24 protein-coding genes are annotated in these 23,590 nt (G+C 71.0%); 9 read left to right on the top strand and 15 right to left on the bottom strand.

The features are described 5' to 3' along the window. The first annotated feature begins 20 nt into the window (after positions 1–20). The 6 genes from ABD978_RS13885 to ABD978_RS43875 all read left to right on the top strand — a co-directional run bounded on the left by ABD978_RS13885 (position 21) and on the right by ABD978_RS43875 (position 4,670). Positions 21–2,264 carry a glycoside hydrolase family 3 N-terminal domain-containing protein gene (locus tag ABD978_RS13885; protein ID WP_345353742.1) on the top strand — a complete coding sequence of 748 codons (2,244 nt, stop codon included), beginning with the start codon at positions 21–23 and terminating at the stop codon, positions 2,262–2,264. A gap of 175 nt (positions 2,265–2,439) precedes the next feature. Continuing rightward, complete coding sequence (locus tag ABD978_RS13880) at positions 2,440–2,577, top strand: hypothetical protein (RefSeq protein ID WP_345353741.1); 138 nt, start codon at positions 2,440–2,442, stop codon at positions 2,575–2,577. Positions 2,578–2,687: 110 nt separating this feature from the next. Beyond that, positions 2,688–3,251: a TetR/AcrR family transcriptional regulator gene (locus tag ABD978_RS13875; protein ID WP_345353740.1), complete on the top strand. Its 564-nt coding sequence runs from the start codon at positions 2,688–2,690 to the stop codon at positions 3,249–3,251. An 8-nt stretch (positions 3,252–3,259) separates the two neighbouring features. Then, entirely contained in the window at positions 3,260–3,553 is a 294-nt protein-coding gene (locus ABD978_RS13870) for a hypothetical protein (protein WP_345353739.1), read from the top strand. Between the two features lie 527 nt (positions 3,554–4,080). Next, entirely contained in the window at positions 4,081–4,269 is a 189-nt protein-coding gene (locus tag ABD978_RS13865; protein WP_345353738.1) for a hypothetical protein, read from the top strand. Positions 4,270–4,571: 302 nt separating this feature from the next. Beyond that, entirely contained in the window at positions 4,572–4,670 is a 99-nt protein-coding gene (locus tag ABD978_RS43875; protein ID WP_425550713.1) for a DUF397 domain-containing protein, read from the top strand. Positions 4,671–4,720: 50 nt separating this feature from the next. On the opposite strand, the gene ABD978_RS13860 is transcribed toward ABD978_RS43875, so the two are convergent. Beyond that, a complete protein-coding gene (locus ABD978_RS13860; protein WP_345353737.1) occupies positions 4,721–5,989 on the bottom strand; it encodes an MFS transporter in 1,269 nt (422 codons plus the stop codon). 21 nt (positions 5,990–6,010) lie between these two features. On the opposite strand from ABD978_RS13860, the gene ABD978_RS13855 reads away from it, so the two are divergent. Next, the gene (locus ABD978_RS13855; RefSeq protein WP_345353736.1) at positions 6,011–6,982 is read left to right on the top strand and encodes a LysR family transcriptional regulator; all 972 of its coding nucleotides are present in this window, start codon (positions 6,011–6,013) and stop codon (positions 6,980–6,982) included. Positions 6,983–7,030: 48 nt separating this feature from the next. Here ABD978_RS13855 and ABD978_RS13850 read toward each other — a convergent pair whose 3' ends face one another. Beyond that, the gene (locus tag ABD978_RS13850; protein ID WP_345353735.1) at positions 7,031–7,891 is read right to left on the bottom strand and encodes an SDR family oxidoreductase; all 861 of its coding nucleotides are present in this window, start codon (positions 7,889–7,891) and stop codon (positions 7,031–7,033) included. Positions 7,892–8,023: 132 nt separating this feature from the next. Here ABD978_RS13850 and ABD978_RS13845 point away from each other — a divergent pair, with 132 nt between their 5' ends. Further along, complete coding sequence (locus ABD978_RS13845) at positions 8,024–8,638, top strand: TetR/AcrR family transcriptional regulator (protein ID WP_345353734.1); 615 nt, start codon at positions 8,024–8,026, stop codon at positions 8,636–8,638. A gap of 79 nt (positions 8,639–8,717) precedes the next feature. Here ABD978_RS13845 and ABD978_RS13840 read toward each other — a convergent pair whose 3' ends face one another. After that, positions 8,718–9,329 (bottom strand): TetR/AcrR family transcriptional regulator, encoded by a 612-nt coding sequence (locus ABD978_RS13840; protein ID WP_345353733.1) that lies wholly within the window; start codon positions 9,327–9,329, stop codon positions 8,718–8,720. Between the two features lie 95 nt (positions 9,330–9,424). Between ABD978_RS13840 and ABD978_RS13835 the strand changes: the two genes are divergently transcribed. Continuing rightward, positions 9,425–10,387: a zinc-dependent alcohol dehydrogenase family protein gene (locus tag ABD978_RS13835; protein ID WP_345353732.1), complete on the top strand. Its 963-nt coding sequence runs from the start codon at positions 9,425–9,427 to the stop codon at positions 10,385–10,387. Positions 10,388–10,564: 177 nt separating this feature from the next. Here ABD978_RS13835 and ABD978_RS13830 read toward each other — a convergent pair whose 3' ends face one another. The 12 genes from ABD978_RS13830 to ABD978_RS13775 form a co-directional block, all read right to left on the bottom strand. After that, positions 10,565–11,269: a DUF899 domain-containing protein gene (locus tag ABD978_RS13830; protein WP_345353731.1), complete on the bottom strand. Its 705-nt coding sequence runs from the start codon at positions 11,267–11,269 to the stop codon at positions 10,565–10,567. A 110-nt stretch (positions 11,270–11,379) separates the two neighbouring features. After that, positions 11,380–12,399, bottom strand: a complete 1,020-nt coding sequence (locus tag ABD978_RS13825; RefSeq protein WP_345353730.1) for a sigma-70 family RNA polymerase sigma factor — start codon at positions 12,397–12,399, stop codon at positions 11,380–11,382. A 20-nt stretch (positions 12,400–12,419) separates the two neighbouring features. Beyond that, on the bottom strand, positions 12,420–12,956 hold the full coding sequence (locus tag ABD978_RS13820) for a DUF5134 domain-containing protein (protein WP_345353729.1): 537 nt from the start codon (positions 12,954–12,956) through the stop codon (positions 12,420–12,422). Between the two features lie 267 nt (positions 12,957–13,223). Then, positions 13,224–14,498: a glutamate-5-semialdehyde dehydrogenase gene (locus ABD978_RS13815; protein WP_345353728.1), complete on the bottom strand. Its 1,275-nt coding sequence runs from the start codon at positions 14,496–14,498 to the stop codon at positions 13,224–13,226. Between the two features lie 26 nt (positions 14,499–14,524). Beyond that, positions 14,525–15,673, bottom strand: a complete 1,149-nt coding sequence (proB, locus tag ABD978_RS13810) for a glutamate 5-kinase (RefSeq protein ID WP_345353727.1) — start codon at positions 15,671–15,673, stop codon at positions 14,525–14,527. A gap of 24 nt (positions 15,674–15,697) precedes the next feature. Beyond that, positions 15,698–17,113 (bottom strand): GTPase ObgE, encoded by a 1,416-nt coding sequence (obgE, locus tag ABD978_RS13805; protein WP_345353885.1) that lies wholly within the window; start codon positions 17,111–17,113, stop codon positions 15,698–15,700. A gap of 97 nt (positions 17,114–17,210) precedes the next feature. Further along, complete coding sequence (gene rpmA / locus ABD978_RS13800) at positions 17,211–17,468, bottom strand: 50S ribosomal protein L27 (protein WP_345353726.1); 258 nt, start codon at positions 17,466–17,468, stop codon at positions 17,211–17,213. 9 nt (positions 17,469–17,477) lie between these two features. Further along, positions 17,478–17,792: a 50S ribosomal protein L21 gene (gene rplU / locus ABD978_RS13795; RefSeq protein WP_252778779.1), complete on the bottom strand. Its 315-nt coding sequence runs from the start codon at positions 17,790–17,792 to the stop codon at positions 17,478–17,480. Positions 17,793–18,001: 209 nt separating this feature from the next. Next, on the bottom strand, positions 18,002–20,728 hold the full coding sequence (locus ABD978_RS13790) for an Rne/Rng family ribonuclease (RefSeq protein ID WP_345353725.1): 2,727 nt from the start codon (positions 20,726–20,728) through the stop codon (positions 18,002–18,004). Positions 20,729–20,894: 166 nt separating this feature from the next. After that, a complete protein-coding gene (locus tag ABD978_RS13785; RefSeq protein WP_345353724.1) occupies positions 20,895–21,713 on the bottom strand; it encodes a TIGR03936 family radical SAM-associated protein in 819 nt (272 codons plus the stop codon). Between the two features lie 68 nt (positions 21,714–21,781). Beyond that, the gene (locus ABD978_RS13780; RefSeq protein ID WP_345353723.1) at positions 21,782–22,369 is read right to left on the bottom strand and encodes a hypothetical protein; all 588 of its coding nucleotides are present in this window, start codon (positions 22,367–22,369) and stop codon (positions 21,782–21,784) included. Positions 22,370–22,483: 114 nt separating this feature from the next. Further along, the gene (locus ABD978_RS13775; protein ID WP_345353722.1) at positions 22,484–23,542 is read right to left on the bottom strand and encodes a LacI family DNA-binding transcriptional regulator; all 1,059 of its coding nucleotides are present in this window, start codon (positions 23,540–23,542) and stop codon (positions 22,484–22,486) included. Positions 23,543–23,590 lie beyond the last annotated feature (48 nt).

Here is a 23,590-nt window from a genome sequence, read left to right as displayed (position 1 = left end):
CTCCGCCTGGAGCACGCTTCATGAGACTCCGGATCAAGGCCGCCCGCATCGGGACGGCCGTAGCGATCACCGCGTCAGGGCTGGCCCTGACCGCGACGGGCGCCAGCGCCCAGGTCCGCTACCTCGACCCGCACGCCTCCACCTCCTCCCGCGTCGCCGACCTCCTCAAGCGCATGACCACCGAGGAGAAGGTCGGCCAGCTCGCCCAGCCCGCCGTCGTCAACATGCAGGGTGACTGCCAATGGTCCGGCGGCGCCCTCGTCGAGTCCTGCATGCAGCACGTCCTCGGCGACCTGAAGGTCGGCTCGGTGCTGTCCGGGGGTGGCGAGACCCCGGTCAACAACACCCCCAAGGACTGGGCCGACATGGTGAACGCGGTCCAGAAGTACGCGATCGGCCATTCCCGGCTGCACATCCCGATCGTGTACGGCGTGGACGCCGTGCACGGGCACAACAACGTCCTCGGCGCGACCAAGTTCCCGCAGCAGATCGGGGTCGGCGCGACCTGGGACCCGCAGCTCTCCGAGGCGATGGGCGAGTCCACGGCCCGCGCCGTGAAGGCGACCGGGCCGCAGTGGGACTTCGCGCCGGTCCAGGACATCTCGCGCGACACCCGCTGGGGCCGCTACTACGAGACCTACTCCGAGGACCCCTACCTCGCCGGTGAACTCGGCGCCGCCAACGTCAAGGGCCTGGAGAAGTCCGGGCAGGTCAGCGCGACGGTGAAGCACTTCGCCGGTTACTCCGCGCCGTTCAACGGCCATGACCGGACCGAGTCCCACATCGACCCGCGCTACCTCCAGGACACGTTCCTGCCGTCGTACAAGGCGGCCGTGGACGCGGGCGCGGACACCGTCATGGTGAACTCCGGGTCGATCAACGGCATCCCGGCGCACGCCTCGCACTACCTGCTCACCGACCTGCTGCGCCGCCAGTGGGGGTTCAAGGGCGTGGTGGTCAGCGACTGGAACGACGTCGACGCGCTGCGCACGTCGTACCACCTGACCGACACGTACGCGGGCGCGGTGGCCATCGCGGTCAACGCCGGCGTCGACATGGGCATGCTGCCGCCCGGTGAGGTCGACGGGTTCGTCCAGGGCCTGCTGGAGGACGTGAAGACCGGCAAGGTCAGCAAGCGCCGCCTCGACGAGGCGGTCTCCCGGATCCTGACGCTGAAGTTCAAGCTCGGCCTGTTCGAGCACCCGTACGTCGACGCGTCCAAGGCCAACGCGGCCGTGCTCGGCGCGGACAAGGACCTCGCCGTCAAGGCCGCGACCGAGTCGCAGACCCTGCTGAAGAACGACGGCAACGTGCTGCCGCTCTCCACGGGCATCGGCAAGGTCGTCGTGACCGGCCCGAGCGCCGACTCGATCCCGAACCAGAACGGCGGCTGGACGATCCAGTGGCAGGGCATCCCCACCGGCGTCAACGACCCGGGTGTCACGATCTACCAGGGCATCAAGAACGTCGTCGGTGACCACGCCAAGCTCGTGCCGAACGCCGACGACGCGGTCGACCAGACCAAGAGCGCCGACGCGGCCATCGTGGTGGTGGGCGACAAGCCCGGCGCCGAGGGCGTCAACGACCAGGAGCTGCCCGAGCTGTCCGCCGACCAGCAGAACCTCGTCGACCGGCTGCAGGCCACCGGCAAGCCGGTGATCGTGGTGGTCGTCGCCGACCGGCCGCTGGTGCTCGGCAACGCGGCCGACGCCAAGCAGCTGCTCATGTCCTGGCTGCCCGGCAGCGAGGGCGGCACGGCCGTGGCGAACGTCCTGTTCGGCAAGGCCAACCCGAGCGGCCGGCTGCCCGTCTCCTGGCCGAAGACCACCGGCGACGAGCCGATGTTCTACCAGCAGCTGGGCGGCACCAACAGCGGCACGAGCTCCGGCTACGACCCGCTGTTCGCCTTCGGCGCGGGCCTGTCGTACACGACGTACGCGGTGCAGGGCGTGTCGGTCTCCGGCGGCAGCACGGTGAAGGTGTCGGTGAAGGTCGCCAACACCGGCTCCCGCGACGGCGACTTCGTCGTGCCGGTCTTCGCCCAGCTGCCGGTCGGCCAGATCCTGACCCCGCCGAACCGCCTCGCCGCCTTCACCCGGGTGCCGCTCAAGGCGGGCCAGTCGACCACCGTGTCGCTGTCCTTCCCGCGCTCCCGGCTCGCGGTGACGCAGGGCGACATCAACGGCTCCGGCACCCGCGCGGTGCTCCCGGGCCAGTACAAGATCGTCGCCGGCGACAAGTCCGCCGACCTGACCGTCAACTGACCGTACCGGCCACCGGCCGGACCCGACCACGCGAAGGCCGCGGGGCGATCACCGATCCCCCGCGGCCTCCCTCCTTTCCTGGCGTGATCCCTGGTCGTTGCTGCGGGTGACGAACACCTTCGTCAGCTGCCGATGCGGAACCGGCTACCGCCGGCGATCGGCGCGCGTGGGGCCGATGGCCGCGACGCCGCTCGTCATCACCGTCCGGCCGTGCGCGTCGCTCACCTCGGCCGACGCTCCCGGCGCCAAAGCGCCGATCCAGGCCACCAAGCGCCGGCGCATCCGTCCCGCCATGATCCGCGATGATCCGTGACCTCGGAACGAAACGATTGCGTACACTTCACAGGGGCGATAATGTACGAAACCGTTTCGTTTCGATGAGATGAGGGTGTGGCGATGGAGGCTCCGCGACGGCGCGGCGAAGTGCGCGAGGAAGCAATCCTGCTGGCCACGCTCGAGTTGCTGGCCGAAGTCGGCTATGACCGGATGACCATGGACGCGGTGGCCGCACGGGCCCACGCGAGCAAGGCCACGATCTACCGGAGATGGCCCGGCAAGCCCGAACTCGTCGTCTCGGCAGTCAAGCGGTACGCCGCGAGCCCGACCGCGGCGCCAGCCGAGAGCGGCGACCTGCGTCAAGATCTGCTGGCGGTGCTGCTGGCCATGCGTTCGAGCCTCACCGGCCAGGACGCCGACCTCATCCTCGGCCTGATGATCGCGATGCGCCGCGACGCCGAACTCGCCGCCGCGGTGCGGAGCCAGGTCGTCACCGATAAGGGAGAGGCGTTCGGTGCCGTCATCACGCGGGCCGTCGCCCGCGGCGAGTTGCCGGCGACCGTCGACACCGCGTTGTTCGTCGAGATCAGCTCCGCGATGTTGTTCTCCCGGCTGTTCGTCACCGGCGAGACCCTCGACGACGCCTTCATCCACCATCTCCTCGACGCCGTACTCCTCCCCCTGCTCAACCACCAGTCCAGCCTGCGATAGGAGTCCCCATGTGGCAGACGATCGGCCTCAGCCTGCTCGGCGGAGTGATGGGCGGCAACGCCTTCCCGCACTTCGTGCACGGCATCACCAAGAAGCGGTACCCGAACCTCACCGGCAACGGGCCCATCCCGAATGTCGTCGCCGGATGGGCCGGGCTCGTCCTGGCCACGCTGTTCATCTACTGGGCGCACGGCGACCGGCACCCCGCCGCGGCCTTCGGTTTCGCGGCCCTCGGAGTCCTTTTGATCGGCCTGTTCCACGCCGGTCCGGGCGCCTTCGGACAACCGGAGCCATCGGAATGACGTGAGAAGGCCACTCCGCCCTTCTTCACCGATTCGCATCGAGAAGGACCGCGGAGTGGCCGTCCACGTCACCCTCGTGGCTGGTCGGAATGACGTGAGAAGGCCACTCCGCCCTTCTTCACCGATTCGCATCGAGAAGGACCGCGGAGTGGCCGTCCACGTCACCCTCGTGGCTGGGGCGCCGCCCGCCGCGACATGATCACTGGTCGTCGCTGCTGCTACGGCCCAGTGAACGCCAGGGATCAAGGACAAGGTCTGGGCGCCTCATGATGGCGCCACGCCCCGCGTCTCAGCGGGGCTTCGGGGGAACCGCTCTCGCACAAGGCCGCGGTGACGGCGGTGTGCATGTCGGTGGCTTGAGCGTTGCTGCCGCCCGGTCGAGATCCGCCATCACGGTCACCGCCCGGCCGTCCGGTGTGACACCGCCCATCGTCTTTAACCCGAACATGTCACCGTCGTGCCCCCAGTACAGGCGCGGTCTGCTCTGCAGGCCCAGGCCGTCGGCGCGCCCGGACTTCGAGGCCGGCATGGCCGCGGCCAAGTGGGTCACCGGCCTGGGCCGTCGTCGATGGCGTGGCGGCGAGATGCTCGGGCTGCTCGCGGCCGGAGCCCTCGGCCCCGGCCGGCCCACCACCTATGAACTGGCCGAGGGACCGAAGGCACTCGCGGACCTGGAAGCACGGGCCACCGTGGGCAAGCTGGCGCTACTGCCCTGAACAGACATGACGCCAACGGCACAAAGCTCAAACCCATGAGACGCCGATCATGGCCTCTCCTTTCCCACCGCCGCGTGATCCCTGGCCGTTGCCGCAGCTAGGGCGCAGTGAATGCCAGGGATCAAGAGAATTCGGCTCCTTTCGGAGGGAGACGGGCCCACCGAAGCCTCAGGCAGAGGGCGTCTTGTAGAGTCTCCATCTGAGGTTCGGGAGTATTGGGGCAGATACGACCGAATCGGCCAATCAGCCTTTCCGGAATGCGCATCACTTGAGCTGATCGAGAAGCTGATGAAGGAGTTGTGATGCAGAAACTCATCACGGACGATGGCTGGCAAAAGTCCTCTCGGAGCGGGAACGACGGTACGAGCAACTGCGTTGAAGTCAGACTCCAAGACGTCTGATCCATCGAGTGAAAGAACCCACGACGCCCGGGTCGTGGGTTCTTCGCGTCTCAGGAGCGGCGGGCGCCGAGGGCCAGGGTGAGGGCCGCCACCAGGCAGAGGGCCGCCGCGACGACGAACGCGGTTCCGCTCGCCAAGCCGCCCATCACCGCGACGCCCAGGGTGGCGCCGACCTGGCGGACCGCGTTCAGCAGGCCGCTCGCGACGCCCGCCGCGCCCTCCGGCGCCGCCTGCACGACCCCGGTGACCAGGGCGGGCAGGGAGAAGGACACGCCGAAGCCGATCAGGAGCATGCCGAGCCACGGCACCGGGGTCGCGGCGAGGCAGCCGAGGGTGAGCAGGGTCAGTCCGGCCAGGACCGGCGGGCGCGGCCCGTACCGCGCGACCAGCCGGCCGGTGACCAGCGGGTTGAACGCGGTCGGCAGCGTCAGCGGCAGGAACGCCAGGCCGGTGGCCACCGGTCCCAGGTGACGCTGGAGCGACAGGGTCAGCACGAACAGGCCGCCCGACAGCGCGAAGTTCACCGCCGCGCCGGCGATCAGGCCCCGGCGCACGCCCGGCTCGGCGATCACCGCGCCGGGGACGGCCGGGGACGCGCTGCGCCGCTCCACGACGACCATGACCACGGCGAGGACCGCCGCCGCGATCGCCGAGACGACGCGCCGGTCGACGATGGCGTCGGTGAGCACGGCCAGGAAGGCGCAGGCCATGAGCTGGGCCCACCAGTCGATGTCCCGTCCGGTCGCGGGAACCCGGATGTCGCGGACGAGCAGGAGGCTGAGCAGCGCCACCGGGACGTTCACGAGGAACACCGCCCGCCAGCCGCCGACCGACACCAGCAGCCCGCCCGCGACCGGACCGGCCGCCAGCGCGCATCCCGTGATCGCCGCCCAGGCGCCGAGGGCACGGCCACGCTCGGCCGGAACGGGGTACAGCCGGGTGATGATCGCCAGTGAGCTCGGCAGGCACAGCGCGCCCGCCGCGCCGAGCACGGCGCGCAGGACGACGAGGACGGACAGGTTCGGCGCCGCCGCGCTGAGCAGGGACACCAGGCCGAACGCGGCGACGCCCGCGGCGAACACCCGGTGCGCGCCGAACCGGTCCGACACCGCGCCGGCGGTCGGCAACAGCGCGGCGAACGTCACCGTGTAACCGGTGACCGCCCACTGCAGCCCGGCGACCCCGCCGCCGAGCGAGGCACGCAGATCGGGCAGGGCGACGGTCAGGACGGTGGTGTCCAGCAGCACCAGGAAGTAGCCGAGCGAGAGACCGAACAGCCGGCTCGCCCGGGAGGAGATCGGAAGGGTTTGGGTGGACACGTGCGACTCCAGGAGAATGGGATGCGCCCACAGTCGCGGCACCCACCCGTTCCCCTCCACCGGCGGCGGCGAACGCCCCGTTCGGTAGAACCGAAAGGCCAGGTCAGCGTGGAGTTCCGGCAGTTGCGCACGTTCCTCGCCGTCGCCACCGAGGGCACGGTCACCGACGCGGCGATCGCCGTGGACCTGGCGCCGTCCTCCGTCTCGGAGCAGATACGAGCGCTGGAGCGGTCGCTCGGTGTCGCGCTGTTCGATCGGACGCCCGATGGCATGCGTCTCACGGAGGCCGGGCGGCGGATGGCACCCTGGGCACGGCGGCTGCTCGACCAGGCCGATCAGGCGCGCCGCGAGGTGACCGGCCGACCGCCGGTCGTACGGCTCGGGGCGCTGGAGACGCTCGCCGCCACGCTGGTCCCCGACATCGTCGAACGGCTCTCGGCGCGCCGCCCGGACCTCGGTATCGAGGTGGCGCCGCTGAACCGCCGGGACGTCCTCGCCCGCGTCGAGGCCGGCTCACTCGACGCCGGGCTGCTGCTGGACAGCGGCCCGGTGGTGGGCGACCTCGGGTTCGACGCGCCGCCCCGGCTGGCCTTCCTCGACGTGGAGGACGTGCCGCTCGCGTTCGTCACCGCGCCCGGGGCGACCCGGGACCGTCTCCTCGTCACGCCGCCGGGCTGCTCGTTCCGCATCATCGCCGACCGGGTGCTGGGCACCGACGGCGAGCGCACGGAACTGGCCTCGGTCACCGTCATCCACGGCTGGGTGCGCCGGGGCCTCGGCGCGGCCTTGCTGCCGGAGTTCGCCGTCGCCGAGGATCTCCGCTCGGGCGCCCTCGTCGGCCATCCGGTCGTGACGCCGGACATCGCGCTGCGCCTCGCCTGGCGGGCCGACCGCGAGGACGCCGTCCGCGAACTGCTGTACGCCGCCGCCGGCGGCCTCCGCGACGCGTCGGCCCCGGCAGGAGACATGCGGGCGGCAGCGGCGGCCAACTGATTTCCGTACCCGCCGCTCGCTCGAGCGCTCGGAACGCCGGTGCGCGGGTCAGCCGGTCGTTCCGGGGGCGGGGACGGCGTGTTCCGCGGCGCGGCTGACCTGTTCCCAGGCCGCCCAGGTGCGCATCCGCCGCCGGGAGATGTCGAAGGCGAGGTCGTAGACCATGCTGCCGAGCAGCAGCCGCAGCGGCGGATCTTCGCTGTCGACCAACTTCAGCAGCGCTTCGGCGGCCAGACGCGGCTCGCTGTCGATCGAGCCCTCGGCCCACTGCCTCTCCAGCTCGGCGCGCAGGGAGGCGTACTCCTCCATGGGCGAGGTCATGGCCATGGAGGAGTACAGGTCGGTCCAGTAGCCGCCGGGCTGCACCATGGTCAGCTTGACGCCGAACGGCGCGACCTCCATGGCCAGGGCCTCGCTCATTCCCTCCAGCGCGAACTTGCTCGCGCTGTACATCCCGGTGCTCGGGAAGCCGCCGAGGGCGGCGATGCTGGAGATCTGCACGATGTGACCGGATCTCTGCGCACGCAGGTGCGGCAGGACGGCCTGGCAGACCCACATGGCCCCGAAGAGATTGACCTCCAGCTGAGCGCGCGCCTCGGCCTCGGTGAACTCCTCGACCATGCCTGAGGACATCGTCCCGGCGTTGTTGACCACGATGTCGAGCCGGCCGAAACGCGCGACGGCGGCGTGCACGGCGGCGAACACCGCAGCGCGGTCGGTCACGTCGAGGGCGAGGGTGAGGAGCCGATTTCCGTATCGGCCGTCGAAATCCTGTGCCCTGATCGTGCGGGCCGCGGCGACCACCTGATCGCCGCGCTCCAGCGCGGCGAGGGCGAACGCACGACCCAGGCCGCGACTGGCTCCGGTGATGAACCAGGTGCGGGAAGAACTCGTCGCGGGGGTGCGCAAAGGTGCAACTCCTTCTGCTTTCGCTCACAGCAATCGAGACGATACGTCTCGTCTCAGGATGAGACCGTAGCGACCTCTGTTCGACACTGTCAAGACGGACCGTCTCGTCTCACCTCTGTTAGATTCGACGGCATGACGACGCAGCGGATGTCCTCCTCGAACGCGTCCCGCCGGAACGAGGCGTCCCGGCGGGCCATCCTCACCGCGGCGTTCGAGCTGGTACAGGAGGTGGGGTACGCCAAACTGAGCATCGAGAGCATCGCCGCCCGCGCCGGTGTCGGCAAGCAGACGATCTACCGCTGGTGGCCCTCCAAGGGCGCTGTCCTCTTCGACGCCTTTCTTCTCATGCTCGGCGAACAGGCGGACACCGGCGAGCCCGCTCTGCCCGACACCGGGGACCTGGAGGCGGACCTGAAGACGGTCCTGCGGGCCACGATCGAGGAACTGAACGATCCGCGCTATGACGAGCCGATGCGCGCCCTGAACACCGAGATCGTGCACGACCCGGCGCTGGCCGCGCTCTACTCAGAACGGCTGGACGGACCGATGAGAGAGATGAAGAAACGACGGCTTCGCAGCGCTCAGCGGGCCGGGCAGCTCGCTGAGGACCTCGATCTCGACGTGGCCGTGGAGATGGTGTGGGGACCACTCCTCAACCGATGGCTGCAGCGCAGCGGAGCACTCACTCCCGAATACGCCGACAGTCTCGTCGAGACCGCACTGAGCGGACTGCGCCCACGTCACTGAGCCTTCCCGCACGGACCGTGCCGTCACCGTGCACGGTCACGCCCTCGGCCTGAGTCGTACGCGAGACGAGGCGGGGTAGTCAGGCGTTCTCGCGTGATGCCGTCGGCGGCGCCTGGTCGCCGGGGGCTTGAAACGCCCGGATCATGAGCGCGGCGAAGCGCCGTGACGCCGTGATCTGGGCGGCCATCGACGTGGCGTGGATGCCCCTGTTGGCCATGAGCATGAGGATCAGGTCGTCCAGGACGAAGTCGGGGCGTAGGCGGCCGGTGTCCTTGGCGCGGCGGGCCAGTTCGGCGATCGAGTTCAGCGCGTGTTCACGGCCCGCGGCGAGATCCACCGCGTCGGGGAAGGTCGCCATGAATGCGTCGGTGAAACCTCGGTTGCGTGCGTGCAGCTCACACAGCTTCTCGATCACGAGGCAGAAGCCCCGCCACGGATCCGAATGGGCACGCCCCTGATCAACGATGGCGTGACACGCGCGCATCTCGTCCGTGAAGACCTCGGTGACCAGCAGCCGCTTGGTCGGGAAGCGGCGGTACAGGGTGGCAGGACCGACCCCGGCGCGCCGGGCGATCTCCCGCATCGGCACATCGAGACCGTCCGCGGCGAAGAGCGCGCGGGCCGCGTCGAGGACGCGTTCGCGGTTGTCGAGGGCGTCGGACCGCAGGGAGTGAGGCAAACGGCCGGTCACCGATCTCACTTTAGCCAACCGGACGGTGGCGTCCGTTAGCGTCCGGACCACGGTGCCCCAGAGGTTCCGATCGAGCCCAGAACACGGAGACGACATTGAAGGCAGTCGCGATCCAGACGTTCGGAAGTCCTGAAGGTCTGGCGGTCATCGACCTCCCGGCCCCGACTCCCGCCGAGGGACAGGTGCTGATCGCCACGGAGGCGATCGGTGTCGGCGGCGTGGATGCCGTGATCCGAAGCGGTGCCCTCGCCGCCTACGGTTTCGCGGAGGGGCATATCCCCGGTGGCGAGGTGGCGGGCACCGTGACCGCGGTCGGCGACCGCGTCGACACGTCCTGGATCGGCCGGCGCGTGTGGGCGTTCACCGGCACGGGCGGCGGCTACGTCGAACAGGCGGTCGCCCCGGTCGAGGAGATCCTCCCCCTTCCCGCGGACCTGTCCGCCGTCGACGCGGTGACCCTCGGCAGCTCCGGAGTGGTGGCCCACTTCGGGCTCTCCCATGCACACTTCGCCCCTGGCGAGTCGGTACTGGTACGCGGCGCGGCCGGCAGCATCGGGATCATGACGGTCCAGCTCGCGGCTCGTCGTGGTGCCGGCACGGTGGCGGTCACGACGTCGTCGGCCGAGCGCGGCGATCGCCTGCGTGAACTCGGCGCGACCCACGTGCTGGATCGCTTCGGGGAGGGAGACGAGGACGCTCCCGCGGGCTACGACGTCATCATCGACGTCGTAGCCGGTGTGGACATGCCCTCTTTCTTCGCCAAGCTCAACCCGAACGGCCGCATGGTGGCCGTCGGCGCGGTCGGCGGACAACCGCCGGCGGACTTCGGCGCCAAGATGATGGCGGACTTCCAGAAGTCCATGTCGTTCGCCACCTTCAGCGCCGCCACTGTGGCCGACGCCGATCGCCGTGCCGTGAGAACCGCGCAGTTCGCCGCCGCGAGCCGCGGCGAACTGCGCACGGTGGTGCATGAACTGCTGCCATTGGAACAGGCCGTGCCGGCGCACCGGAAGATGGACGCGGGCGAGGTCTTCGGCAGAATCGTGCTGACGCCGTAGCCCTCGGCCCGCTCGCCTGGTCGACGGTCGCCGCGCCCGACGCGGCGCCCGACCGCCTGCTCGTGACGCCGCCGGGCTGCTCGTTGGTCAGTCACCCCTCGGCCCCGCACTGCGCGGACCGGTTCATGCATGCGGGCGTCGGGCCGGGAGCGGCCGGCGCTCCCGGCCCGACGCTCGTCATGACGCGTAGGCGTCGTGGAGGCTGAACTGGGTGACGTGGGCCTGCCGGCCGAGGGGGGTCAGGTCCAGATAGCTGTAGGTGTTGACGAGCGCGTCGAGGCCACGTTCGTACGTCGAGTACGTGTGATAGACGTCGTCGCCGTCGCGCAGGAAAACGCTCAGACCCTGCCATTCTCCGTCGATGTACCAGGGCGTGCCCTTTTCGAGGAGCGTGGCCTTGTCCTTGTAGTTGTACTCCACGGGCATGACGGACTCGTCATTGGTGACGTGGTAGTCGTAGTTGAAGTCGCTGCCGAAGGACGAATACCAGGGAATGGTCCAGCCCATTCGCTCCTTGAACGGCGTGAGCCTGCTCAGCGGCGCGCGCGAGACGAGCGCGACCGTGGTATTGAGAGCGTGCAGATGCTCCTCGTGGCTGATGTTGTCCACCAGCAGCGAGCAGCTGTTGTGGCCCTCGGTGTCGTCGGGCGCGAACATGAAGTGGTAGACGATGAGCTGGCGGCGGCCCTCGAACAGGTCAAGGAGGCGGGTCTTACCGTCGGGACCCTCGAAGACGTAGTCCTTGTCCACCTTGACCATGGGCAGCTCGCGGCGTCGCTCGTTGAGCGCGTCCCGCCGGAGCGTCACCTCTTTCTCCTCCTCGAGGAGCTCCTTACGGGCCGTCAGCCACTCGTCTCGCGAAACGATCTCGGGCAGATTCATCTGATTCCTTGAATCGGTGACTCGGGCGGTCGCCCGGGTCACAACGGTCGTTCTCCGTATCGGATGGCCGCGTTCACGCGGAGCGCGGGGGCGTCTCGTTCGCCGCCCACTCATATAGAGGTCACGAACGCCTTGAATTCATCGGCCGCCCGGCGATCCGTTACCGACAGCGGCAGCCCGCACAGCGGAAAAAGGCGAGAGCCGTGGAAATTCGCGATGTGGGAGATGCCGGCGGTGGTGATCGTAAGGGTCTGCACGGCGTGTGCGCGGTAGGTGCCGGTGGCGGCGCGGCCGTACAGCGCCAGGGCGGGCTGGTGGTTGGTGGTGGTGGGAACGGCACGGTACAGGCCGGGACTCGGGAGCCGATCCGCCAGGAAGCGCGCGACGTCGTCGCGGCCCGCGAACCAGGTGGGGTAGGGCGGCATCTCGAAGACGACGTCCTTGGCGAGCAGCCGGGTGAGCGTGGTCATGTCGGCGTTCTCGAAGGCCGACAGGTACTGGTCGAGCAGGGCACGTGTGCCGGGATCGGTGGGTTCGCCCATGTCGTCTTCGGCGGGAGCGATCCGGGCGATGCTCGCGCGGGCGCGCTGCAGCGCGCTGTTCACCGAGGCGGTGGTGGTGTTGAACAGGTCGGCGACCTCGGCGGCCTGCCACGCCAGCACGTCACGCAGAATCAGCACGGCGCGTTGCCGGGGTTGCAGATGCTGGAGCGCGGCGACGAAGGCGAGCCGCAGACTCTGCCGGGCCTCGACGGTACCGGCCGGGTCGGCGGTGAGGAGGCCGCCGGGAATGGGCTCCAGCCAGTGCGCGTCCATGAGCGGCGGTGCCAGCGGGTCCTCCGGGTTCGCGCTCGGCTCGAGACTCGAGGGCATGGGGCGGCGGGCGGCGCGTTCCAGCGCTTTGAGACATGCTCTGGTCGCGATGCGGTAGAGCCAGGTGCGCGGCGACGAACGGCCTTGGAATCCGGCGAACGCCCGCCAGGCACTGAGATAGGTCTCCTGGACGGTGTCCTCCGCGTCATGGACCGAACCGAGCATTCGGTAGCAGTGGGCCAGGAGTTCGCGCCGGTACGGTTCGGTGAGGCGGACGAACTCCTCATCGGGGGCGGACCCCGGACGCTCGTGTGACATGGCTGCTCCGTTTCCCACTGTCATGCCATCGCCAGAGTGAGGACGCCTGCGCCGAGGCTCATGGCGGCGTGACCGGCCGCGGCGGGCAGGCGGCGCGCGGGCGATTCAGGGGAGGTCGCGGTACCGGCCTCGGCGAGCCAGACCACCGCGGCGACGAGACAGTAGGCGGCGAGCGTCACGGCGGCCGGCGCGGGACCGCTCATCCGCCCCATCGCGGCGTGACCGCCGTCCATCCGGGGCGCCGCCCCGTCAGTGGGGAGCGGCATCGGCATGACGACCATCCAGGCCATCACGGCCGACATCAGCGCGTGGTGCGCGTCCTTGACCGCGGGCGTCATCCGCCGCGCGCGTACGGCCGAGGCGACGAACCAGGCAGCGCTCGCCCCCAGTACCGCGGCCTGCGGGCCGTGCGGAACCCGGGCTCCCCACGGCCAGACCATCGGGATCATCACCAGGCACATCACCGCGTGCAGGACCAGCGAGATCCTTTCCGCGGCGCCTGCCGTGGAGCACGCGCTCTGATACAGGAACCAGCCGCTCGGGCCTGCGAAGACCACTGTCAGGCACCAGCAGGCGGAAGGAGGAAGGGACACCGATGACTCCGGTCGACGTGAGTGGGTCATCTGTACAGATCCGGCAGGCCGCGGAAACTCATCGGCTCCGTCCGTACGGATTCGGTGCCCTCGCTCACCGCCAGGTCATCGATGCCTGAAGCGCCGGATGCCGGGGCCGATGGGAATTCGGCCCCGGCATCCGCAGGTCCGGGACCACTACCGGGGTCCGCGCCCGGCGGACCTGGTACGTGGTCGTTCAGGGAGAGTGATTCACACGCCCTTGAGGTGGCCCTCGCCGGTGACGACGTACTTGGTGGAGGTCAGCTCGGGCAGGCCCATGGGGCCGCGGGCGTGGAGTTTCTGGGTGGAGATGCCGATCTCCGCGCCGAACCCGAACTCCTCGCCGTCGGTGAACCGCGTCGAGGCGTTGACCATGACGGCGGCGGAGTCGACGAGCGCCGTGAAGCGCCGGGCGGCGGACTGGGAGGTCGTCACGATCGCCTCGGTGTGCGCCGAGCCGTACCGCCGGATGTGCGCGACGGCGGCGTCGAGCGAGTCGACGACGGCGGCGGCGAGGTCGAGGGAGAGGTACTCGGTGCCCCAGTCCTCGTCGGTCGCCTCGACGACGGTCGCCCCCTCGCCCGCGTGCGCGCGGACCGCCGCGTCGCCGTGCACGGTGACGCCCTTCTCTCCCAGGGCCCGCAGCGCGCGCGGCAGGAACGCGTCCGCGATGTCGCGGTGCACGAGGACCGTCTCGGCGGCGTTGCACACCGACGGGCGCTGCGTCTTGGCGTTGACGAGGATGTCCACGGCCATGTCCAGGTCGGCGGCCGCGTCGACGTACACGTGGCAGTTGCCGGTCCCCGTCTCGATGACCGGGACCGTCGACTCCTCGACCACCGAGTTGATCAGCGAGGCGCCGCCGCGCGGGATCAGCACGTCGACCAGGCCACGGGCCCGCATCAGGTGCTTGACGGAGTCGCGGTCGCGGCCGGGCACGAGCTGGATCGCGTCGGCCGGCACCCCGCCCGCGACGTCGGCCAGCGCCCCGCGCATGACCTCGACCAGCGCGGTGTTGGAGTCGTACGCGGAGGAGGATCCGCGCAGCAGGACCGCGTTGCCGCTCTTGAGGGTCAGCGCGGCGGCGTCGACCGTGACGTTCGGGCGGCCCTCGTAGATGATCCCGACCACGCCGAGCGGAACCCGGACCTGCCGCAGCTCCAGCCCGTTGGGCAGCGTGTAGCCGCGGACGGACTCCCCCACCGGATCCGGCAGGGACGCGACGTGGCGGACCGCGGCGGCGATCGCGGCGACCCGGTCGTCGGTCAGGCTCAGCCGGTCGATCATGTACTCGGAGGTGCCGGCCTCGCGGGCGCGGGCGACGTCGCCGGCGTTCGCCTCGACGATCTCCCCGGAGCGGGCCACGAGGGCGTCCGCGATGGCGTGCAGCGCGGCGTCCTTGACGGCGCGCGGCAGCGGGGCCAGCTCGGCGGCGGCCTGCCTGGCGCGCCGCGCCACCTCGAGAACCTGCTCCTGACTGCCCATCTGTCCTCCTCCTGGCCCGCGCGGTCTCAGTGCCGGGGGCTCGCTGCCTGCTCGCCGACCAGGACGACCAGGCCGTCCCGGTGAATGATCTCGCGTTCGTACTCCGGGCCGAGCTCCCGCGCCAGCCAGCGCGTCGACCTGCCCATCAGCTCCGGGATCTCCGCCGCGTCGTAGTTGACCAGCCCGCGCGCGACGACCCGGCCCTCGTCGTCGCACAGGTCCACCGGGTCGCCCGCGCTGAAGTCGCCCTCCACCCCGGTCACGCCGGCGGGCAGCAGCGACTTGCGGTGCCGGACCACGGCCTCGACCGCTCCGGGGTCCAGGCGCACCCGGCCCTGCCCGGTCGTCGCGTGCGCCAGCCACAGGCGCCGGGTCGACGGCTGGGCCCCGGCCGGGTGGAAGTACGTTCCGACGTTCTCGCCCGCGAGCGCGGGTCCGGCCGAGTCGGCGTTCGTCAGGACGACCGGGACGCCGGCGATGCGGGCCGCCTCCACCTTGGTGACCATGCCGCCGGTGCCGACCCGGCCCGAGCCGCCGAGGCGCACGCCGTCCAGGTCGGCGGGCTCCCGGACGTCCTGGATCCGCCGCGCGCCCGGCTCTCGCGGGTCGCCGGTGTAGAGGGCGTCCACGTCGGACAGCAGGATCAGCGCGTCCGCGCGGATGAGGTGAGCGACGAGGGCGGCGAGCCGGTCGTTGTCGCCGAACCGGATCTCGTCGGTGGCGACCGTGTCGTTCTCGTTGACGATCGGCACGACGCCGAAGGTGAGGAGCTGTTCGAGGGTGCGCTGGGCGTTGCGGTGGTGCGAGCGGCGCATCATGTCGTCGGCGGTCAGCAGCACCTGCCCGACGCCCAGGCCGTAGCGCGCGAAGGACGCGGTGTAGCGGGCCACCAGCAGCCCCTGCCCCACGCTGGCCGCCGCCTGCTGCAGCGCCAGGTCGCGGGGCCGGGAGGGCAGGCCGAGCGGGCCGAGCCCGGCGGCGATCGCCCCCGAGGAGACGAACACGACCTCGCGGCCCTTCGCCGCGCCCGGCCGGCCGTCGGTGCCGCGCCAGCCGGCCAGCACGTCGACGAGCGCGTCGATCCGGGCGGCGTCGATCGACCCGTCCGGAGTGGTCAGCGAGGACGATCCCGCCTTCACGACGATCCGGCGCGCGCGCACGACCGCCTCACGCACGGCGAACCCCCCGACCCACCATCATCAGCGGCCCTCCAGGCGCAGGTCGGTGCCGCGACGGCCGAGGACGTTCTCGGAACCGGCCAGCACCTCGGGCTCCCAGTCGAAGACGATCGACTCGTCCTCGGAGCCGATGTACACCGTGGCGCCGGGCTCGGCGCCCGCCGCGGCCAGGCGCTCTTCGACCCCGAGCCGGGCGAGCCGGTCGGCGAGGTAGCCGACCGCCTCGTCGTTGGTGAAGTCGGTCTGCCGCAGCCAGCGCACCGGCTTCTCGCCGGTGACGAGGTAGGCGCCGTCGGGCATGGCGCGCACCTCGAAGTCGGCGCCGCCGACGGGCGCGGGCCGGATGACCAGCCGGGTGGGCTCCTCCACCGGCTGCGCGGCGCGGTGGGCGGCCACCATCTCGGCCATCGCGAAGCTCAGCTCGCGCAGGCCCTCGTGGGTGGCGGCGGACACCTCGAAGACCTTCAGCCCGCGCTTCTCGAACTCCGGGCGGACCAGGTCGGCCAGGTCGCGGGCGTCCGGCACGTCGACCTTGTTGAGCACGACCAGACGGAGGCGGTCCGACAGCGGCTCGTCGCCCAGGGCGTCGTACGCCGCGAGCTCCGCCTCGATCACCTCGAAGTCCGACAGCGGGTCGCGGCCCGGCTCGAGGGTCGCGCAGTCGACGACGTGGACGAGCGTGGAGGCCCGCTCGATGTGGCGCAGGAACTGCAGGCCCAGGCCCCGGCCCTGGCTGGCGCCCTCGATCAGGCCCGGCACGTCGGCGACCGTGTAGACGACCTCGCCGGCGCTGACCACGCCGAGGTTCGGGGTGAGGGTGGTGAACGGGTAGTCGGCGATCTTCGGTTTCGCCGCGGAGAGCGCCGCGATCAGCGAGGACTTGCCCGCGCTCGGGAACCCGACCAGCGCGACGTCCGCGACCGTCTTCAGCTCCAGCACGACGTCGAGCTCGTCGCCCGGCTCTCCGAGCAGGGCGAACCCGGGCGCCTTGCGCCGGGCGCTGGCCAGGGCGGCGTTGCCCAGCCCCCCGTGGCCGCCCTTGGCGATGACGAACCGGGTGCCGGACCCGACGAGGTCGGCCAGGACCTCGCCGTCACGGGTCTTGACGACCGTGCCGTTCGGGACGGGAAGAACGAGGTCCATGCCGTTCGCGCCGTTCTTGTGCGACCCCTGGCCCTGCTTGCCGCCGGTCGCCTTGCGGCTGGGCCGGTGGTGGTAGTCGAGGAGGCTGGCGGCGTTGGGATCGACCTCCAGGATGACGTCGCCGCCACGTCCGCCGTTGCCGCCGTCCGGCCCGCCGAGCGGCTTGAACTTCTCCCGGTGCACGGAGGCGCAGCCGTGTCCCCCGTTGCCGGCCTGGACGTGCAGGACGACCCGGTCGATGAACTGCGCCCCTGGCGGCCCGGCGTGACCGCGCCGCGCCGGCGCCTGTGGCATCTCGTCCGGCATGTCCTCACCCTTCATCCAGAAAAAAGACGAGGGCGGGCCGATCAACGGCCCGCCCTCGTCTGGAAAACCTGTCGCGTCGGCGGACCTACTCCGCCGGCGGAACGATGCTCACGGCGCGACGACCGCGGTAACGGCCGAACTCCACCGAACCCGCGACCAGCGCGAACAGCGTGTCGTCGCCGCCACGGCCCACACCCGGACCCGGGTGGAAGTGGGTGCCGCGCTGCCGGACGATGATCTCGCCGGCGTTCACGAGCTGGCCGCCGAAGCGCTTGACGCCGAGCCGCTGGGCGTTGGAGTCACGACCGTTACGGCTGGAGGACGCGCCCTTCTTGTGTGCCATGTCTGCGACCTACTTTCCGGCCTTGATACCGGTGACCTTGACCTGGGTGTACGGCTGACGGTGACCCATCCGCCGCTTGTACCCGGTCTTGTTCCGGTAGTGCATGATGTTGATCTTCGGGCCCTTGGTCGCACCAAGGATCTCGGCGGTGACCTCGTACTTGGCCACCTCGCCGGGCGCGCTGACGACGTTGTCGCCGTCAACGACGAGCACGGCCGGGAGCGTCACCGTCGAGCCGACCTCACCGGCCACCTTGTCGACGGTGAGCACATCGTCGACGGCCACCTTCTCCTGCCTGCCGCCGCAACGGACGATCGCGTACACCGCGGAACCTTTCCTTTGCGTGCCTCGGGCACGACTAATCGAACAAGCTCATTTCGGAAGCTGCTGCCCGCACCCACCGAAACCGGGGGCCTCAGGCGCGCTAACAACGGCGCGGGAAAGCGCCGGACACCTAGAATACCGGATTCCCCTACCGAAGGTCGAACCGGCGGGCACCCGGCCGTCCGGAGGGGACGGCCGGGAACCGCACGTCACTCCGCGGTGGCCTCGGACCGGGCCCGCGGAGAGCGCCGCGTGCGCCGGCGACGGCCGTTGCCCGAGGGCTCTGTGTCGGCGGTCTCCTGCCCGGCCTCCTCGGCCGTCTCGAGGGCCTCGGCGGGCCGTACGTCGTCGGCCGCCCCCTCGCCCGCCACCGGGCCGGACACGGCCTCCGCGGGCGCCTCGGCTCCCGCCGCCGTGACCTCGGGCTCGGCGCCGGCCTTCGTCTCGGCCTCGGCCGCGGCCTTGGCGGCGTCCGCACGGGCGGCGCGACGCTCGGCGCGCGCCAGCTTGTCCTCGACGGCCTTCTCGACCTCGCCCTTGCGCTTCTTGCGGCGACTGGGCGTCGCCGCCTTCTCCGCCTTCGGCTCGACCGGCGAGAGGGTGACGTGGATGCCCCGGCCGTTGCAGCAGTCGCACGGCTCGGAGAACGACTCCAGGAGCCCCCCGCCGACCCGCTTGCGGGTCATCTGGACGAGGCCGAGCGAGGTCACCTCGGCGACCTGGTGCTTGGTACGGTCCCGCGACAGGCACTCGAGCATCCGGCGCAGCACCAGCTCGCGGTTGCTCTCGAGCACCATGTCGATGAAGTCGACGACGATGATCCCGCCGATGTCGCGCAGCCGCAGCTGGTGCACGATCTCCTCGGCGGCCTCGAGGTTGTTGCGGGTGACCGTCTCCTCGAGGTTACCGCCCTGCCCGGTGAACTTGCCGGTGTTGACGTCGACGACGGTCATCGCCTCGGTCCGGTCGATCACCAGCGAGCCGCCGCTGGGCAGCCAGACCTTGCGGTCGAGCGCCTTGGCCATCTGCTCGTCGATCCGGTACGACGTGAAGACGTCCTCGTCGTCGGTCCACTTCTGCAGCCGGTCGGCCAGGTGCGGGGCGACGTAGCCGACATACTCCTGGACCATGTCCCACGCGTCGTCGCCCTGCACGACGAGCCTGGTGAAGTCCTCGTTGAAGATGTCGCGGACCACGCGGATGGTCAGGTCCGGCTCGCCGTACAGCATCGCCGGCGCGGACGCGGTCTTGGACTGGCGCTTGATGTTCTCCCACTGGGCGGACAGGCGGGAGACGTCGCGGGACAGCTCATCCTCGGTGGCGCCCTCCGCGGCGGTGCGCACGATCACACCGGCGTTCTCGGGCATGACCTTCTTGAGGATCTGCTTGAGCCGCGAGCGCTCCTTGTCGGGCAGCTTGCGGCTGATGCCGGTCATCGAGCCGTCCGGGACGTACACCAGGTACCGGCCGGGCAGCGAGATCTGGCTGGTCAGCCGGGCGCCCTTGTGCCCGACGGGGTCCTTCGTGACCTGCACCAGCACCGACTGGCCGGACTTCAGCGCCGACTCGATGCGGCGCGGCTGGCCCTCCAGGCCCGCGATGTCCCAGTTGACCTCGCCGGCGTACAGGACGGCGTTGCGCCCCTTGCCGATGTCGACGAACGCCGCCTCCATCGACGGCAGGACGTTCTGCACCTTCCCGAGGTAGACGTTGCCGATGTAGGACTGATGGCTGGACCGGTCGACATAGTGCTCGACCAGGACCTTGTCCTCCAGCACGCCGATCTGGGTGCGCTCGCCCTCCGAGCGGATCACCATGACGCGCTCGACCGACTCGCGCCGGGCCAGGAACTCCGACTCGGTCACGATCGGCGGGCGACGGCGGCCCTGCTCGCGGCCCTCGCGGCGGCGCTGCTTCTTGGCCTCCAGCCGGGTCGAGCCCTTGACGGCCTGCACCTCGTCCTCGACGACGCGCGGCTCACGGACGTGGACGACCGTGTTCGGCGGGTCGTCCGGCGAGATGTCCTCGCCGTCGGCCCCGGCGCTGCGCCGGCGCCGACGGCGCCGCCGGCGGGTGGAGCCGTCGGCGGCCTGCTCGTCGTCGGCCGCGTCCTGCTCCGACTCCTCCTCGGCCTGCCCCTGCTCGGCCTCGTCCTCGGTCCGGTCGGTCTCCTCGACCTCCTGGCCGTCACGCGCCTTGCCCCGGCCCCGGCCGCCACGACGGCGGCGCCGACGCCCGGAACGGTCCGAACCGTCCTCGTCCTCGCCCTGCTCGTCCTCCGGCTCCTCGGGGGCCGGCGGGGTCTCGACCTTCTCCTTGACGTCGGTCTTGGGCTTGGCCTTCGCCTCGGCCTTCGGCTGCGCCTCGGCCCGGGCCCGCGACCGCGGCGCCGCCTCCTCCTCGGGCAGCTGCGGCGGCTGGAAGACGACCATCGGCGGCTGGAACGCGGCCTCGGGAACGGCCGGCGGCGGCCCGGCGGACCTGGTCGCCGCCCCGGCCGGCTCCGACGCGGCGGCCGCGAACGGCTCCGGCGCGGACTGCGGCTCGGATGCGGGCTCCGGCTCGGGCGCGGTGGAGGTCTTGCGGGTCCGGCGGGTACGCGCGGGCTTGGCCGTGCTCGCGGCGCTCGGGGCCTCCTCGCCCTTCGCGCTCGCGGCGCCCTCGCCCTTGGCGCCGGCGCCGCCCTCGCTCCGCGCGCCGGTCGCCGCGTCGCTCTTCTCCGCCGGCGGCGAAGCGGCGGCCGTGGCCGGCTCCGCGGACACCGCCGAGGCGGGCCTGGTCACCGGCCGCGGGCTGGTCTCCTCGTCGAACTCCGGCGGAGGGCCCGCCGGGCGGCTCGCGCGCCGCGGGCGGGTGGTCTTCTTGGGCTGCTCGTCGGTTTCGATGTTGTTGTCCCCGGTGCCGCCGGTGGCGTCACCGTAATCCTTGTCAAGCATGCGGGCTGTCTCCCGTCAGGCTCCCGGGCGCGACCCGCGAAGGGTGCGCCGCACAGGAGCTCTCCGTTTGTCGTTGTCGCCGGCATGGCCCTGGCGGGTCGTGCCGACAAAGTCATCAGGGGTGCGCCCGGCCGTCCCCGAGAATCCATGCGTCGCACGGATCCGTTTACGACTGGGCGCCGACGGCGTCCGGCGCCGTGGCTCGTACGGCGTCCGCGCTCGCGGCGGCGTCATCGCCTGCCGGTGCGGTCTGCCGGTCGGAGGCCAGCGGGTCGGTGAGCTCACCGGTGGAATCGTCGAGTGGTCCCTGCGCCAGCCGCGTCACCATGGGCGGTGACGGCGGCGCGAGGTCGGCCACCTGACGAAGGCCGGTGAGGACGTCGTCCGGTCGAACAGCGGGCGTCGTGTGCCGAACAACCATTCGAAGTATGGCACAGTCGACATCCGTGTCCTGGGTGGCGCGCCGGTCGACCTCGCACGCGATTACCGCGGCGCGAGCGTCGAAACGCCGGCGTCCCTTCTTCGTGAGGCGCTCGACCTCGATCTCACCGGCCGCCATGAACGCATGGACGGCCGCGTCGGCGACGTCGGGGGCGACGCCGTCCAGGCGCACGAGCCACCGCGATGCCTCCAGGCGGTCCGCCAGAGCCCCGGCTCCCGCCTCGACGACCTCGACGACGTCGAGTCCGTCGGGCAGAACTGCGTCGAGGGCGGTACGCACCTGGTCTGGATCGCGATGGGTGGTGAGCCCGATCTCGAGATACTCCGCCTCACTGGCCACCCCGGTTGCCGCCGCACCCGTGTAGGAGATCTTCGGGTGCGGAGAGAATCCAGCGCTGAAGGCCACCGGGATCCCGGCGCGCCGTACGGCGCGTTCCACGGCCCGGGAGATGTCACGGTGGCTGGTGAACCGCATCCTGCCGCGCTTGGCGTACCGCACGCGCAGGCGTTGGGTCACGGGGGCCGGCGCCGGGCCCTCCGGCATGGGTGCCAGGGTTTCGGTCCTTCCTACTCGTGCCAATCCAAAAGTCTCTGTCCTCTAAGAGTACGGGGTCACGGGCGCCGCGTATCCAGCCCCAGCGCCCGGAAGACCGAACGAACGGCCGCTCCGGCGGGTTTCAGGACGTTGACGCGCACCCATCTGGCAGCTGTCAGCACGGTGACGCGCCATACCCAGGCGACGACGCGGAGGATCGGCAGCACGAACGTCCGCCAGATCCACCGTACGGGCCGTACGAGGAGGTGGAAGAGCACGATCCCGGCGAGGCGCCAGAAGTACGCGATGGCGCGCCCCAAGGCGGCCAACAGCGGCCAGACGGCGCGCCACAGCGCGGCGAGGCCGCGGCCGATCCAGTGCGCCGCGTACGCGAAGGGCACGAGGAGCATCGCCAGACACCAGACCAGGGCCCGTCCGACCGGCCGCAGGAGGTAGCGGTACACCAACCGGCCGAGCGGCACCAGGATCGTCTCGGCCACCCAGCGCAACGGGAGAATGACCAGCACGCGGAACAGCCACGCGACGGGCCGGATCACGACCTGGTACACGAGCCAGCCGATCGGCCGGAGGACGTACCTGCCGACGAGCCTCCCGATCAGGGCGACCAGCTCCCAGAGCAGCCGGATCGGCACCACGATGATCATGATGGGGACGGTGATGCAGCCTGGCGCTTCGTTCACGTCTGTACGACGCACGAGCGTTCGTTCTCGTTTCGTTCTGTCACACGCCGTTCGTTCCGTTACATGCTTTTCGTTCCGTCACACGCCGGCGTCGGTCGGTGGCGCGGTCGTACGGCGGACGACGAGCTCGGTCGGCATGAGCACGCAGGGGGCGGGCTCACGGGCGGGTTCGAGGAGCAGCCGCCCCGCCGTGGTGCCCTTCTCGGTGATCGGCTGGCGTACGGTGGTCAGCCCGGCCGGGGCGGCGGCGGGCACGTCGTCGAAGCCGACGACCGACAGCTCCCCGGGAACCTCGATCCCCAAATGCGCCGCGACGTCCAGGACCGCGAACGCCACCTCGTCCGTCGGCGCCAGGATCGCGGTCGGCCGGGGGCTCCGGTCGAGGATCCGGAAGGCGGCCTGCCGGGCGAGCTCCCGGTCGTTCGCCGTCCGGTCGAGGACGACGTCCTTCCACTCCAGCCCCGCCCCCACGCAGGCGTCGTGGTAGCCGGCGAGCCGGGCACGCCCCGCCCCGAACCGCAGGTCCCCCGGACGGTCCAGGTCCAGCCAGTCGCGGTCGGTCCTGCCCGGAGCGGGCTGCACGCCCAGCACGGCGACGCGCCGGTGCCCGAGCCCGAGGACGTGCTCGGCGGCGGCGCGCGCGGCGGCCCGGTCCTCGATCCCCACGAACGGCACGCCCTCGACGTACGGATAGTCGACGGTGACGACGGGCAGGCGGCGGCGCAGCACCGTCTCGACGAGCGGGTGCCCCTCGGGGGAGAACAGGCAGAAGCCGTCCACCACGGCGTCCGCGATCACCTCCTCGGCGACGTCCGGGGACGGCCAGCCGATGAGGTGAAGGCCGGTGCCGGACTGCTCGGCCACCGCGGCCAGGCCGCGCAGGAAGCCGACCGCGTAGGAGTCGGCGAAGGCGTACGACAGCTCCTCGGTGAAGATCACGCCGATCACGCCGGCCCGGCCCCGCCGGAGCGTACGGGCCGCCGGGTGCGGGCCGGGGTAGCCGAGCTCTCCCGCCACCTCGAGGATCCGCCGGCGCAGCTCCTCGTTGAGCTGGTCGGGCCGGGAGAAGGCGTTGGACACGGTCGTACGTGAGACGCCGACCCGATCGGCGATCGTCTGCAGTGTGACGCGTTGCACGAGACGTCACCTTAGTTCTGAATTGATTAAGAAGAGGACACGACGTAC

The organism is Actinoallomurus liliacearum, from assembly GCF_039542035.1.
Taxonomy (GTDB): domain Bacteria; phylum Actinomycetota; class Actinomycetes; order Streptosporangiales; family Streptosporangiaceae; genus Actinoallomurus; species Actinoallomurus liliacearum.
This window is presented reverse-complemented; position numbering and strand designations above follow the sequence as displayed.